This is a genomic window from Puniceibacterium sediminis, assembly GCF_900188035.1.
In the GTDB taxonomy this organism is placed as follows: domain Bacteria; phylum Pseudomonadota; class Alphaproteobacteria; order Rhodobacterales; family Rhodobacteraceae; genus Puniceibacterium; species Puniceibacterium sediminis.
Genome location: NZ_FZNN01000010.1, coordinates 44805 through 59125 on the forward strand (window position 1 = coordinate 44805; position 14321 = coordinate 59125).

Consider the following 14321-nt stretch of genomic DNA (forward strand, 5'->3'; position numbering starts at 1 on the left):
CTTTGCGTCTGAACTGAAGTCGCTTGCTCTTGGGGGATGCGTTTACCCCTGCCCGGCTCCGCCCGCAAGCATCTGGCCGTCCAAAACCGCGTTACCCGCCCCAATCAGGGCCTGTGGCGCCATCTGGACGTGATTTTTCAAGGGCTATGACTGTTCCCGCCTGCGGGCCGATCGGGAACATCCAGCAATAGGCAGCGACGCAAGGCAAAGATCGATCGCCAAAGCACCCAAGCGGCTTTCGCCCTGGGCTGCAACGGAGCCGCCTCATTCCCCCTCGCCGAAATCGCCCACCGTGCTAGTGTTGTCCAAAACCCGCAAATAGGACAGCACTCCATGAAAATCATCTGGCTTGGCCACGGCAGCTTTCGCATTGAACTCGCAGGGCAGGTTCTGCTGCTCGACCCCTGGTTCAGCGGCAACCCGATGCTGGCCGAAGCTCAGCACGAGGCGGCGATACAGGGCGCCACCCATATCCTGCTAACCCATGCCCATGGCGACCACGCAACCGATACGCTGCCATTGGCCAAGAAGCTGAAAATTCCCGTTGTCGGTCAGTATGACCTGCTCAGCCACTGGGGCGCGACCGAAGAGATCGAGGCGATCGGTTTCAACAAGGGCGGCACCGTCTCGCTTGGCGATGTCCGGGTGACGATGGTGCACGCGACCCATTCCTCATCCTTCGCAAGCGACGATGGCCCGCGCGTACCGGGCAGCGAATGTGGCTTCATGATCGCGGGCGAAGGTCACACGATCTACGCCACCGGCGACACCGATGTGATGGCGGACATGGGCGTGTTCAACGCTCTGCATGCCCCCGACATCGGGATCCTCTGTTCGGGCGGACACTTCACCATGGACATGCGCCGCGCGGCCTATGCCGCAAAAACCTTCTTTGACTTCAAGACGGTAATCCCCTGCCATTACCGCACTTTCCCGTTGCTTGAACAATCCGCCGAACTGCTGGTACGCGAACTACCGGGCGTCAACGTCATCGAACCCGAAGTGATGCAACCGATCACTCTCTGACCTGCGGCATGTCTGAAATTTCCCGGCCCCGGCCAGGCCCTTCAAAGGTGTTCCTGACCGGGCCAAGGCTTCAAAAAATCGCGACGTAAATATTCGGTGAAACCCCGCTTTCCTGTCACGCTTGACGGGCTGACCGCCCCATAGGCCGCTGACCAGCTGCGGCACAGCGGACCTGCCTGCGGCAATCGCCCGGCATAGGCGACTCAGCGGCCAAATGCTAAGCTCACGCAGTGTCAGCGCGGGCAGGTGATCATGGACAGTGCCGTCGTACTTCTGGTTGGAACATCCAAGGGTGCCTTTCTGTTGCGTTCGGATGACGCGCGAAGGGACTGGACCCTCAGCGGCCCGTTCTGCGACGGCTGGCCCATCAATCATGCCATCGGGAACCCTGAAACCGGTCAGATCTGGGCAGCAGGTGGCGGGGACTGGTACGGGGCCGGTGTCTGGACGTCACTCGATGACGGGAAAAGCTGGACACTGTCAAAGCTGGCAGATGGCCAGATCGACGAATGGATACGCGCCGATCCCGATACCGCCGCGATGATGGGGGTCACACGCTCTGATCCGGGCCCTTTCACCGGACAGGTGACAGCCTTGTGGTCGCTGGGCCAGGTCGGAGCAAAGCTCTATGCCGGCGCAAAACCCGCGACGCTATTGCGTAGCCTGGACGGCGGCACCACCTGGCAGATGGTGGATAGCCTGATCAGCCACCCCTCGGCCGCGGACTGGCAACCCGGAGCGGCTGGCCTGACGCTGCACACGATCGTCGCCGATCCCGCGAATGGCGCGCGCATGTGGCTTGGCATTTCCGCCGCCGGAGTTTTTGCGACCGAAGATGGCGGGGCCAGCTGGGACCGGCGCAACCGTTTGTCGAATGCTGGCGCAGCCTGCGATCATGCCCACCCGGCCGCACCGAAAGACGGAGAAACCGGCCATTGCGTGCATAACATGGTGCGGGCCGACGCGAACGGAGACTGGCTTTACCAGCAGAACCACCATGGCGTGTTTCGCAGCCGGGATGGCGGGCGCAGTTGGGATGACGTGACTGCCGGTCTGCCTTCGACCTTTGGATTTCCCGTCGCAGTCCACCCACACCAGCCCGAAACCCTGTGGGTTCTGCCGCTCAACGGCGACACGCAGGGGCGCTATCCGCCCGATGCCGCCGCCGCAGTCTGGCGGTCGCGCGATGGTGGCGACACATGGCAGGCCTGCCGCAGCGGCCTGCCACAGGCCGGGTGCTACTTTACCGTGCTGCGACAGGGAATGGCGACGGACCAACACCCAGACGCGGGCGTCTATTTCGGCACCAATACAGGTTCCATCTTCGCAAGCACGGATGCCGGTGATCACTGGCTGGAAATCGCCCGCCACCTCCCGACCGTGCTAAGCGTCGAAACCCTGCAGCGGCGCTGAAACGCACCTTCCCCACCAGATGCCATTCTCTTGTTGATCACGCAATTCGTTGCGATCCTTTGTGCCGCGCCACTTCGGGCCCCCGTGTCTGCAACGGATGCCACAGGGTTTTCATTCGCGACCGGCCGCATCACCCGCGTTGCCGGACCACTGGCAATCGCCTAGACATATTCGGACAACCTTGAGGGAGGAAAGAATGACCGACGGACCCAGCTACGGCTTTGACACGCTCCAGATCCACGCGGGCGCGCGCCCCGACCCGGCCACCGGCGCAAGGCAGACGCCGATCTACCAGACTACGGCCTATGTGTTCCGCGACGCCGAACATGCCGCCGCACTGTTTAACCTGCAAGAGGTCGGATATATCTATTCCCGCCTGACCAACCCCACAGTTGCGGTGCTGCAGGAACGCGTCGCAACGCTCGAAGGCGGCGTCGGCGCGGTCTGCTGTTCCTCGGGGCATGCGGCGCAGATCATGGCGCTGTTCCCGCTGATGAGTCCGGGCAAGAACGTTGTCGTCTCGACCCGTCTTTACGGCGGAACGGTCACGCAGTTCAGCCAGACCATCAAGCGTTTCGGCTGGTCCGCCACCTTTGTCGACTTCGATGACACCGATGCAATCCGGGTCGCCATCAACGACGACACCCGCGCGGTGTTCTGCGAATCCATCGCCAACCCCGGCGGTTATATCACCGACCTTGACTCCATCTCGGCCATTTCGGATGCGGCGGGCATTCCGCTGATCGTCGACAACACCAGCGCAACACCCTACCTCTGCCGCCCCATCGAACACGGCGCGACATTGGTGGTCCATTCGCTGACCAAATATCTGACCGGCAATGGCACGGTCACCGGCGGCGCGGTGGTGGATTCAGGCAAATTCGACTGGTCGGCCAGCGACAAATTTCCGTCCCTGTCCCAACCCGAGCCCGCCTATCACGGCCTCAAATTCCACGAAACCTTCGGCCCGCTCGCCTTTACGTTCAACTCCATCGCCATCGGTCTGCGCGACTTGGGCATGACACTGAACCCGCAGGCGGCGCATTACACGTTGATGGGCATCGAAACCCTCAGCCTGCGGATGGAGCGGCACGTTCAGAACGCGATGAAGATCGCAGGCTGGCTGGAAACGCATCCGGCCGTCGCGGCAGTGACCTATGCCGGGCTGAAATCCTCGCCCTACAACGACCGGGTGGCACGGATCTGCCCAAAGGGGGCTGGCGGGTTGTTCACCATCGCGCTCAAGGGCGGCTATGAATCCTGCGTCAAATTCGTGGAATCGCTGGAGATTTTCAGCCATGTGGCCAACCTGGGTGATACCCGCAGCCTTGTCATCCACTCGGCCTCGACCACGCACCGGCAGCTGACAGAGGCACAGCAGGTCGCGGCGGGGGCTGCACCGAACGTGGTGCGGATTTCCATCGGGATCGAAGATGCCGCCGACCTGATCGCCGATCTCGATCAGGCTCTGACCAAGGCAAACGCCTGACGCGCTACCGGGGCCCTTGGTCCCGGCCATTCGTGTAACAGAAAGCAGCGCCAGCCCATGGGTCGGCGCTGCTCCGATCCGGCGGGCCTGTTATCGCCGCAAGATCATACTGGGTTCGGGTTCAGCCCCTCACTCTCCGATCGAAAACACCATGTTGACCGACGCCGTGATGCCGGTTTCACCCTCGGCCACCGGGACGGCCATATCCGAGGCGCGCAACGACATCATCATCTCGGGGCGCGGTGTCGAAGTACCGCCTTCGCTGATCGACACGACCGGCCCAAGGGTCACCCCGGCGGCTTCGGCATAGACCTTCGCACGCGCCATCGCATCGGCCACTGCATCGCGACGGGCCTCATCCAACAGCGGAGCGGGGTCCTTCAGACCAAAGCTCAGCCCGCCCAGCCGGTTGGCGCCATCCTCCAGCACGGCCCCCAGCACATCCCCCAACGTATCGAGTTGCTGCACACGGATCGTCACGCGGTTCGACGCCTCAAATCCGGTGATCTTTGGCTGCTGGTTGTCGACAGGACGATTCGACCAGATCGGGTTGAGCGACAGGTCCGAGGTCTGGACATCTCGCGCAGCGACACCCATCGCGGTCAGCCGCTCTAGGATGCGCGCGCCAATTTCCGAGGTCTGGGCCATCGCATCGGCAGCAGTCTCGGACTGGGCCGTCACGCCAAGCGTGATCGTCGCGACATCCGGCGTGGCAAAAGCCGTACCTTCGCCGCTGACACTCAGAGTGGGACGCAGAGTTTCCTGCGCGGCCAGCGGCGCTGCAAACAGCAGCGCAAGGGGTAGTACGGCGGTAACAAGGGCGGATCGACGCATGACAATTCCTTTTCAATTCCTTGCGGTATCCCCATATGTGCGGTGCCCGGGGCGTTCCTGCAACCCGTCTTTCCTTCCCCTCGGCAAAGACCTGCTGTAAAACAAATCGTGACGCTAGGCAGACTCCCCCAACTGCGGGATCAATGGTAAATCCATCCACATGAAGATCAACTTTGCACTGTCACTGTCCTTTGAAGGTATCTCACTCCTCGGCCGCGTGCCCGGGGGCTGGGCGGTTCTGGGCGAAGTGCCGCTCGACTCCGAGGACCTGAGCGGCGAACTGCAATCGCTGCGCGAAATCGCCGATGCACGCGGCGCGCATCACGGTCAGGTCAAACTGGTTATCCCGAACGAACAGATCCGCTATCTGACCCTGCCGAAACCCGAAACCGACGGGGATGCCGCAGTCCGCCGCGCGCTGGACGCGGCAACGCCCTATGCGGTTGCCGATCTGGTCTATGACACCTCCGGCACCGGGGGTACCCTGATGGTCGCCGCCGTTGCACGCGAAACGCTGGACGAGGCCGAGAGCTTTGCCCGGGGACATTTCTTTGAACCGGTATGCTTTGTCGCGCGCCCCCCCGCCGGGCACTTCACGGGCGAGGTGTTCTTTGGCCCCGCCCCCGGCTGGGTCGGCGCCGTCCCGACCCGGGATTCCGGAGCGATGTCCATCGTCGCACTGCCGGACGCGTCGGATGATGTGCCCGCCACCAGGCCTGCGACAAAACCAGAAAGTCCTGCGGCCAAGGACGAACCACCACGCGCAGCGACTATGGCCAGCACGCGGGCGCCAAAACGACTTGAGCCGTCCGTCAATGATGCCCCTGTCGCGCCGCAACCCGTAGCGGCGGCCAGGGCCAATCCAGCGCTGAGGTCAGTCGCCCCGGCGATCCCGCCCAAGCCTGCCCTGACAGAGGTCGAACCGCTTGTCGCCGCCGCGTCCGCTGCCGAATTGCAAACTCTGGAGAAGACGGCTCCGGATGACGCCAAAGAAGCCTTGGCTCCCGGGACTGCGGATGTGGCGACCACAACGCTGAAAGTCCCCCAGCCAGAATCCGGGCGCCCCATATCGCCGGACCTCTCACCCAGCCGAGCGCCTGCGGCAGCGCAATCGGCCTTTGTCAACCTGCGCGCCACCCGGGATCTGCCCCTGCCGGACGGCACCGCCGCACCGGTAATCGACCAGCCGCGCGCTGAGCTGTCCGAAGGTATCGCCCTGCGTGTCACCCCGCGCCCGACCGAGGAGCCTGCTCCGCCCCCCTCAGACCCGATTCCGGCAACGCCACCCAAGGAGGCCGCAGCCAGCCTGGTCAAGGGGTTCTTCAGCCGCCGCGACCATACTCGGCACGCTCCTGAGATGGCAGCACCACCTTCTGACAGAATGCCGGACACAGCAAAGACCGGCACCACACCCCCAAAGGCCGGAAAGATCACCGCCTTCAGGCACGAACCCAGTGCGACCGCAAGCACCCCAGCGGCCGCAGTCAGCGCCAAGGAAGCCGAGCGGCTGCGGATGACAGTGTTCGGCGCGCGTCAGAAAGAGATGCAGGTCGGCGGCAAACCACGGTTCCTGGGGGTGATGTTGACCCTTGCGTTGCTGTTGATCCTGATCGGCGTGGCGGCCTGGGCCTCGGTGTTTCTGGATGAGGGGCTGGCGCGTTTCTTTCGCCGGGACAGCACGCCGCAGATTGAAACAGCACAGACGTCTGGCCCTCTGACCACGTCAGAAACATCCGACCCAGAGCTGCAACCCGAGCCCGATGCGGACGGCGAAACCGAGCTCGCCTCGCTGGCAACTGATCTGCCTGCCACGGTTGTCGATACCGCCCCCGAACCACTCAGCACACCCACCCGCGCCCGCAGTCTCACGCAGGAAGAGGCCGAAACGCGCTATGCGGCCTCCGGGATCTGGCAGCGCACCCCCGCCGCCCCGCCAGAGCCGTCGCAGACCGAGATAGACGATCTCTATGTCGCCTCCATCGATCCCGAAGTGCAGAAATTTGACGCCATTGCCCTGCCCGCGGCGCAGGTGCTGCGGGGCGATACCACCTATGAAGCGCCAATCCCGCCTCTGCCTGCGGATGTCACCTTTGACCTCGACGAACGTGGCTTTGTCCGCGCCACCATCGAAGGCGCGATCAATCCCGATGGCATCCTGATCTTTGCGGGCCTTCCCCCCGTTGTCCCACCCCGCCGCGACGCGTCTTCGGTGTTGTCACAGCCTGCCCCGACGCCCGAATCCAGTGCGGCGACCGCGGCGGAACAGGACCGGCTGCAAGCCTTTCGCCCCAAATCCCGGCCCGGCAACCTGATCGAACGCAACGAACGCGCCAGCCGTTCCGGCGTGTCGCTGGCCGAGTTGGAGGCCTTTCGCCCCAAACTGCGCCCAGAGGCCGCCAAAAAGCTGGAAGAGGCGGATGTCACCGCAACCGAGCTGGCCATCGAAGAATCAATCAAACCCCTGCCCCGACCACAGGATATCCAGCGTATCGTCGAAGCCGCGCGCGCTGCCCCGCCAGAACAGACCGCAGTTCAGGTTGCCACGGTGGCGCCACGCACCGTTGCACCGTCGATCCCATCGAGCACATCAGTCGCCCAGCAGGCAACCGTGCGCAACGCGATCAATCTGCGGCAGCTTAATCTGATCGGCGTCTACGGCGCGCCATCCAGCCGCCGCGCGCTGGTGCGCATGTCCAACGGGCGCTACCAAAAGGTAAAGGTCGGTGACACCATTGACGGCGGCCGCGTCGCGGCAATCGGCGAAAACGAGTTGCACTACACCAAAAGCGGTCGCAACATCGTCCTGAAGATGCCGCAGGGCTAAAGCACCCGACATCTGCCGCGCGCCCCGCGCCGCACTCCGGATATTTCAACCAAATACCGGAATTTTCACCTCAAAACACTTATCTTCGGTTGTGTTCCCAGCGTCACCACGCATCATGAACCTACATTCATAAGGGGTCGTGTTCGAATGGAATCCTTCCTGTTTCAGGCGTCGGTGTATCTTCTGGCGGCGGTGGTCGCAGTGCCTCTGGCGGCGCGATCGGGCCTTGGCTCGGTGCTGGGCTATCTTCTGGCCGGCATCGTGATCGGTCCGATCCTGGGCTTTGCATCCGAAACCAGCGATCTCCAGCATTTTGCCGAATTCGGCGTGGTGCTCATGCTGTTCCTCATCGGACTGGAACTTGAACCCCGCGCGCTCTGGGATATGCGTCACCGCCTGATAGGCTTGGGCGGCCTGCAAATCACGCTTACCACGCTCGCCGTCATGGCGGGCGGCATGTTGCTGGGTCTGGCCTGGGCACCTGCCCTCGCGGTCGGTCTGTTGATGGCATTGTCCTCGACCGCCATCGTGCTGCAAACCCTGAGCGAGAAGGGCCTGATGCAGAGCAACGGCGGCAGATCCGCGTTTTCCGTGCTGCTGACGCAGGATATTGCCGTGATCCCCATGCTGATCCTGCTGCCACTGCTGGCGGGCGCGACCGCACCGATGCTGGCCCCGGACGGATCGATCCAGCGGGTGACGTCTGGTCACGGCGCTGGAATCGACAACGCCCATGGCGCCACCATGTCGCTGGTCGATGGCCTCCCGGGCTGGGGTGTCACGCTGGTGACGCTGGGCGCTGTTGCGGCAATCATTCTGGGCGGCGTCTATGGCGCGCGGCCCCTGTTCCGTTTCATCAACGCCGCCCGCCTGCCCGAAATGTTCACCGCCGTTGCCCTGCTGATCGTCGTCGGAATCGCCTTCCTGATGTTGATGGTCGGCCTGTCCCCCGCCCTTGGTACCTTCCTCGCAGGCGTCGTGCTCGCCAACAGCGAATTCCGCCACCAGTTGGAATCCGATATCGAACCCTTCAAGGGTCTGCTTCTGGGCCTGTTCTTCATCACCGTCGGCGCGGGCATCAGTTTCGAGACGTTCTTCTCCGCCCCCTTCATCATTCTGGGGCTCGCCCTCGGGATCATGGCGATCAAGGGCGCGGTCCTGTTCGGGCTCAGCTTTCTGTTCGGGATGCGCGGTCGGGACAAATGGCTGTTCACGCTCAGCCTCGCGCAGGCGGGTGAATTCGGCTTTGTGCTGATCTCCTTCTCGGTGCAACAGAACGTCGTGACCGGCGTCCTGGGCGAACGGCTGTTGCTGGTTGTGGCCCTGTCGATGCTGATCACGCCGCTGCTGTTCATCCTCTACGAGGTGCTGTCAAAACGCCTGATCGACAAGGACGAAGTCCAGCAGGATGACGAGATCGACGAAGAAGGTCCGGTGATCATCGCCGGCATCGGGCGCTTTGGTCAGACCGTCAACCGGCTGGTACAATCCTCAGGGTTCAAGACCGTGGTGCTTGACCACGATCTCAAGACGATCCAGCTGATGCGCAAGTTCGGATTCAAGGGGTTCTACGGCGATCCGACCCGCCCCGAACTGCTGCACGCCGCAGGCATCGACAAGGCGCGCGTGCTGGTCGCCGCACTCGACGATCCGGCGGCGGTGCTCAAGCTTGTGGCCTTTGCCAAACGCATCCGCCCCGATCTGCATGTGGTCGCCCGTGCGCGCGACCGCACCCATGTCTATGCGCTCTATCAGGCCGGGGCGGATGATATCGTGCGTGAGACGTTTGACTCTTCCCTGCGAGCCGGGCGCTACGTGCTGGAAAACATCGGACTGACCGATTACGAAGCCGCGCAAGCCGAAGAGACGTTCTTTCACCACGACCGTCACACCATGCGGGAACTGGCCGGACTTTGGGACCCGAACATACCGGCCTACGAAAACACCGCCTATATCGAACGTGCGAAAGAGCTTGAAAAAGAGCTGGAGACGGCCTTGCTGTCGACGCTGGAAAACAAAAGCGACGCGGCCTGATAATTTCCCGTTACCGCAACAAAAAACCGCGCCGGATTGGCGCGGTTTTCTTTTCAGTCGAACGATCAGGTATCAGGCGGCGCGGCCGACCAGAACCTCACCGACCTGCTTGGCTGCAGCCAGTTCGTCGCCACCGGACACAGCGGCCACTTCACGGGTCAGACGTTCCAGCGCAGCTTCGTAAAGCTGACGCTCGGAATAACTCTGCTCGCGCTGATCGTCGGCACGGTGCAGGTCGCGCACCACTTCGGCGATGGCAATCAGATCGCCCGAGTTGATCTTCTGTTCGTATTCCTGCGCACGGCGCGACCACATGGCCCGCTTGACCTTGGCCTTGCCCTTCAGCGTCTTCATCGCCTGGCTCACCACATCGGGCGAGCTCAGTGAACGCATGCCGATATCCGTCGCCTTGTGGGTCGGGACACGCAGGGTCATCTTGTCTTTTTCAAACGAAATGACGAACAGTTCCAGCGAAATACCCGCAATATCCTGTTCCTCGATCGACACGATCTGCCCGACACCATGGGCGGGATAGACAACATAGTCATTCGGGCGGAACTCGGATTTCTTCGACTTTGTCATTCAATGCTTCCTTACAAGCTCACCCGCGCACGGGCGACAAGAAAGGTGACCGGAGGATGCCCTCCGCTCACCTGGCTCAAGATCTTGGGTTTATCCCCCGGGGTTCAGAGCAACCGGGTCGTATGCGCGTGATGTCATCATTTGTGTCACTACAATAACACAAAATATGATCAATTCCTAGCGTGGCGCAAAAACCGCACATTTGCCTGCGGCATCAAATGCTTGCACCGCAACAGACGTTATTTTACCCGCGCCAGAGTTAAAATGGTGCGAATCAAGTTTCAGCCGCCCTCACCCGGCGCCTCGGAAAAGTACTTCTCGAGCTTGCCTTCCTCGCCGTCCCGCTCTTCGGCTTCGGGCAGCGGGTCTTTCTTGGTGATGATGACCGGCCACAACTCCGAATACTTGCGGTTGAATTCCACCCACTTTTCAGCCTCCGGCTCGGTATCCGGGCGGATGGCGTCAGCCGGGCATTCCGGTTCGCAAACACCGCAGTCGATGCATTCATCCGGATGAATCACCAGCATGTTCTCGCCCTCGTAGAAACAATCCACGGGGCACACCTCGACACAGTCGGTGTATTTGCAGGCGATGCAGGCGTCGTTGACGATATAGGTCATTCTGGTTCGGTCCGTATCTTTGTCCCGGCCTGACTAGATCACTCGTCCGGATCAATCAAGCGCCTGACTCCGGGTTTGATCCATCAAGCGACGATCACGTTTTGTGGGGCGTCCCTTGCGCTCATATTTGGGCGGTTGGGCTTGGGGCTCTGCCGCCTCGCGCGGCTTTGGCGGGGCAAGGTCTTCATACAGTGTCTGCGCCTCTGAAGCCGGTCCACGGCGTGTGCCGGGGGCGGCAACCCTGATCACGCGGACTTCATCGGCCTGGGAAAATGTCAGAACGTCATCCGGGCCAATCATCGTCGCCGGTTTGGTGACGCGCTGGCTGTTCACACGCACGTGGCCAGCGCTGACCACCTTGGCTGACAGGCTGCGGGTCTTGAAGAACCGAGCCTGCCAGAGCCATTTATCCAGACGGATGCGTGCCGCCGGTTCAGCCACTTACGATTTGTCCTTGAACCCCATCAGCGCGGCGGCAAAGGGGTTATCGGGATCGATGGGCTTTTCGCGACGCGGCGGGCGCGCTTCAAAAGTCTTGGCACCCTTGTCCTCACGGTCGGGGCGCTTGCCACCGGGTTTACCACCCGGCTTGCCTTTGCCCTTGCCACGCGGACGGTCGTTCTGGCCTTCGCCCCCACGACCCTGCGCCCCGTCGGAACGTCGGCCACGGTTGCCTTGCCCGCCTTCGCGACCACCTGCCTCACGGCGGGGCCCACGCTCGCGGTTCCCGCGCATCCCACCCCAGGTGAAGGTGTAGAAGGTCTCCAACTCGGCACCGGCGATATCGGCATCCGGCGCTGTGCCCACCGTCACCTCGGTAGAGGCAACATCGGGAACAGCTGCGTCAGGCTCGGCTTCCGCAGCGGTTTCCGCAATAGGCGCGTTACCCGAATCGGGGATCTCGACCACGGCCTCGGACGCTTCGGGGGTGGCGTCGGACATCTCGGGCTGGTGGGTGATCCCACCGGCGGCCCCGCTCTGACCCGCGTCAAAGACCGGGGTGTCGGCATTCGCCTCTTCCGGTGTCTCTTCCAGCGGGCGGGCGATATTGGCCTCGGAATCCCTCGGGATGACGGTGTCCACGGCCTTGACCTTGGTCCGCTCGCCCTTTTCCGCCTTGTAGCCCATGCCACCCATGAGGTCGGCAAACTGTTCCAGCGTCATGCCGGTGATCGACAGCATGTCGGCCTTGGCCTCGAACCCGCCTCGGCTGTCTTCGGCGCGCAGCAGGTCCGCAAGACGTTCCAGCATGTCGATGCGGATCGCCCGCTGGCCCGACTTGCGGTAACCGGCGATGGTGTAATGCTCGGCCGGGATATCGGCGATATTCGGCACGGTCACCAGACCGGCGGGCGGCGCTTCGGGGAATTCGTCCAGCCCCTGCTTGAGGCTCCACAACACAAGACGCAGGCGCGTCGGTGCGGGCTTCAGCAACAGCGGCATGAAGATCGTGTACTGGCCAAAGCGAATGCCATGCTTGCGCAGCGCCGAACGGGCCTCCTGCTCAAGCGCCTTCACCTCATCCGCGATCTCGGCGCGGGGAATGATGCCCATAGCTTCGACCATCCGGAACCCGAAACCACGTGCAAGACCGGTCAAAGTCTCGTCATGCTGGATGTTCAGCAGCGGTTCGAACAGGGCCGCGATCTTGCGATCGATGAAATGCTGCAACCGGCGCTGCACCTTTTGCAGCACATCGGGACCGGCCTCATCATCCACAAACGCAACGACGCGCGGCTTTAGCGCATCGTCCCCGGCGGTCAGCTTGCCCACCGCCTGAGTGCCCCACATAAGGCCACCCTGTTCGGTGAAATCGATCTCGGTGTCCGGCGCGTTGTAAAACCGGTCCGCCCGCAGATGGAAATGCGGAGCCAGCGCCTGCAACGAAGCCGCTTTCAGCGTCTTGGCCTCTTGTCCTGTCGCGTCCTTGTCGTGACGAAACCGGAATCCTTCAAGCTTCCCGACGAATTCACCTTCGACGGTCACCTCACCTTTGTCATTCACTTCGGCCAAGAGGGCCTCCTTCTGTTTCAATCGCCGCAACAAAACACTTGTCCGCCGATCAACAAATCTTTGCGTCAGCCGCTCATGCAAGGCGTCCGACACCCGATCTTCTACAGCGCGAGTCGCGTCGCGCCAATGCATTTCGTCACGCACCCACCCCTTGCGTTGTGCGACATAGGTCCATGTGCGGATAAAGGCCAATCGTTTCGACAATGTGTCAATGTCGCCATCGACCCTGTCGATCCGTTTGACCTGCCCCGCGATAAAGTCGTCCGGCACCCCGCCACGCTGGTGCAGGTGGCTGAATATAACCTCCAGCAGGCCCGCATGTTCCGCATGACTTATACCACGAAAATCCGGGATACGGCAGACATCCCACAGCAACTTCACAGAGGCCGGGTCAGAGGCGCGCGCCGCAACCTCGGCCACCTGCGAAAGTGATTTCAGCGCCATGAGGTCGTCGGCATCGCGCGCCTTGATCAGACGTTCATCCGTGGGCGGTTTTTCCAGCGACTGCACCAGCCTGTCGATGCTGCCGAAACTCAGGTCGGCATTGCGCCATTTGAGTTTGCGCAGCGGCGTGAACTGGTGGTTGCAGATTGCCTCGACCCAATCCTCGGGTATCGGACTTGCCTCTCCGGTCACACCAAAGGTTCCGTTGGACATGCCGCGCCCGGCCCGCCCCGCGATCTGCGCCAGCTCATTGGGTTGCAAATCGCGCATCCGCCGCCCGTCAAATTTGGTCAGCGATGAAAACGCCACATGGTCGATATCAAGGTTCAGACCCATGCCGATGGCATCGGTCGCCACAAGGAAATCCACATCTCCATTCTGGTACAACTCGACCTGCGCATTGCGCGTGCGCGGGCTGAGCGCTCCCATGACCACCGCAGCGCCACCTTTCTGGCGGCGCAGCAATTCGGCGATGGCATAGACGTTATCGACCGAAAACCCGACGATGGCGCTGCGCGCGGGCAGCCGCGAAATTTTCTTGGACTCGGTATAGCTCAGCTGGCTCATCCGTTCGCGGCGCATGTATTCGCACCCCGGCACCAGCGCCGCAATCGGCCCGCGCATCGTATCGGACCCCATGAACAGGGTTTCATGCTGGCCCCGCATCCGCAGCAGACGGTCGGTAAACACATGCCCACGCTCTGGATCGGCACAAAGCTGGATCTCGTCGATGCCGACGAAATCGCAGCCCATGCCCTCGGGCATAGCCTCGACCGTGCAGATCCAATAGGCGGCGCGGGGCGGTACGATACGTTCCTCGCCGGTCACAAGCGCCACGACACCGGGGCCACGCACAGCCACGACCTTGTCATAGACCTCGCGCGCCAAAAGGCGCAGCGGCAGGCCGATCATGCCGGTGCGATGGCCCAGCATACGTTCGATGGCATAATGGGTTTTGCCAGTGTTGGTCGGGCCCAGGATGGCCGCGACCCGCGCGCGTTCGACCATGAACCGCCCTTCTAACTCTGCTGCTGACGAAAAG

10 protein-coding genes are annotated in these 14321 nt (G+C 62.4%); 5 read left to right on the forward strand and 5 right to left on the reverse strand.

Annotated features, from left to right (window positions below; genetic code table 11):
- Nucleotides 1–333: 333 nt before the first annotated feature.
- The 3 genes from CHB75_RS11935 to CHB75_RS11945 all read left to right on the forward strand — a co-directional run bounded on the left by CHB75_RS11935 (nucleotide 334) and on the right by CHB75_RS11945 (nucleotide 3928).
- Nucleotides 334–1026 (forward strand): metal-dependent hydrolase, encoded by a 693-nt coding sequence (locus CHB75_RS11935; protein WP_089270774.1) that lies wholly within the window; start codon nucleotides 334–336, stop codon nucleotides 1024–1026.
- A gap of 252 nt (nucleotides 1027–1278) precedes the next feature.
- On the forward strand, nucleotides 1279–2439 hold the full coding sequence (locus CHB75_RS11940; RefSeq protein ID WP_089270775.1) for a WD40/YVTN/BNR-like repeat-containing protein: 1161 nt from the start codon (nucleotides 1279–1281) through the stop codon (nucleotides 2437–2439).
- A 196-nt stretch (nucleotides 2440–2635) separates the two neighbouring features.
- On the forward strand, nucleotides 2636–3928 hold the full coding sequence (locus tag CHB75_RS11945; protein ID WP_089270776.1) for an O-acetylhomoserine aminocarboxypropyltransferase/cysteine synthase family protein: 1293 nt from the start codon (nucleotides 2636–2638) through the stop codon (nucleotides 3926–3928).
- A gap of 129 nt (nucleotides 3929–4057) precedes the next feature.
- On the opposite strand, the gene CHB75_RS11950 is transcribed toward CHB75_RS11945, so the two are convergent.
- The gene (locus CHB75_RS11950) at nucleotides 4058–4762 is read right to left on the reverse strand and encodes an SIMPL domain-containing protein (protein WP_089270777.1); all 705 of its coding nucleotides are present in this window, start codon (nucleotides 4760–4762) and stop codon (nucleotides 4058–4060) included.
- 160 nt (nucleotides 4763–4922) lie between these two features.
- Here CHB75_RS11950 and CHB75_RS11955 point away from each other — a divergent pair, with 160 nt between their 5' ends.
- Both CHB75_RS11955 and CHB75_RS11960 read left to right on the forward strand, forming a co-directional pair.
- Nucleotides 4923–7586 carry a hypothetical protein gene (locus tag CHB75_RS11955; protein ID WP_089270778.1) on the forward strand — a complete coding sequence of 888 codons (2664 nt, stop codon included), beginning with the start codon at nucleotides 4923–4925 and terminating at the stop codon, nucleotides 7584–7586.
- Between the two features lie 147 nt (nucleotides 7587–7733).
- Entirely contained in the window at nucleotides 7734–9620 is a 1887-nt protein-coding gene (locus CHB75_RS11960; protein ID WP_089270779.1) for a cation:proton antiporter domain-containing protein, read from the forward strand.
- Between the two features lie 72 nt (nucleotides 9621–9692).
- On the opposite strand, the gene CHB75_RS11965 is transcribed toward CHB75_RS11960, so the two are convergent.
- The 4 genes from CHB75_RS11965 to CHB75_RS11980 all read right to left on the reverse strand — a co-directional run bounded on the left by CHB75_RS11965 (nucleotide 9693) and on the right by CHB75_RS11980 (nucleotide 14287).
- A complete protein-coding gene (locus tag CHB75_RS11965) occupies nucleotides 9693–10202 on the reverse strand; it encodes a CarD family transcriptional regulator (RefSeq protein ID WP_089270780.1) in 510 nt (169 codons plus the stop codon).
- Between the two features lie 281 nt (nucleotides 10203–10483).
- Nucleotides 10484–10822 carry a ferredoxin FdxA gene (gene fdxA / locus CHB75_RS11970; RefSeq protein WP_089270781.1) on the reverse strand — a complete coding sequence of 113 codons (339 nt, stop codon included), beginning with the start codon at nucleotides 10820–10822 and terminating at the stop codon, nucleotides 10484–10486.
- Between the two features lie 51 nt (nucleotides 10823–10873).
- Entirely contained in the window at nucleotides 10874–11263 is a 390-nt protein-coding gene (locus CHB75_RS11975) for an RNA-binding S4 domain-containing protein (RefSeq protein ID WP_089270782.1), read from the reverse strand.
- Entirely contained in the window at nucleotides 11264–14287 is a 3024-nt protein-coding gene (locus CHB75_RS11980) for a helicase-related protein (RefSeq protein ID WP_089270783.1), read from the reverse strand.
- Between the last annotated feature and the right edge of the window lie 34 nt (nucleotides 14288–14321).

Bases quoted from the DNA above. Each gene is read 5' to 3' on its own strand.
- CHB75_RS11935 (WP_089270774.1), top strand. From the start codon at position 334: ATGAAAATCATCTGGCTTGGCCACGGCAGCTTTCGCATTGAACTCGCA.
- CHB75_RS11980 (WP_089270783.1), bottom strand. From the start codon at position 14,287: ATGGTCGAACGCGCGCGGGTCGCGGCCATCCTGGGCCCGACCAACACT.
- CHB75_RS11950 (WP_089270777.1), bottom strand. From the start codon at position 4,762: ATGCGTCGATCCGCCCTTGTTACCGCCGTACTACCCCTTGCGCTGCTG.
- CHB75_RS11965 (WP_089270780.1), bottom strand. From the start codon at position 10,202: ATGACAAAGTCGAAGAAATCCGAGTTCCGCCCGAATGACTATGTTGTC.
- CHB75_RS11960 (WP_089270779.1), top strand. From the start codon at position 7,734: ATGGAATCCTTCCTGTTTCAGGCGTCGGTGTATCTTCTGGCGGCGGTG.
- CHB75_RS11945 (WP_089270776.1), top strand. From the start codon at position 2,636: ATGACCGACGGACCCAGCTACGGCTTTGACACGCTCCAGATCCACGCG.
- fdxA (WP_089270781.1), bottom strand. From the start codon at position 10,822: ATGACCTATATCGTCAACGACGCCTGCATCGCCTGCAAATACACCGAC.
- CHB75_RS11940 (WP_089270775.1), top strand. From the start codon at position 1,279: ATGGACAGTGCCGTCGTACTTCTGGTTGGAACATCCAAGGGTGCCTTT.
- CHB75_RS11955 (WP_089270778.1), top strand. From the start codon at position 4,923: ATGAAGATCAACTTTGCACTGTCACTGTCCTTTGAAGGTATCTCACTC.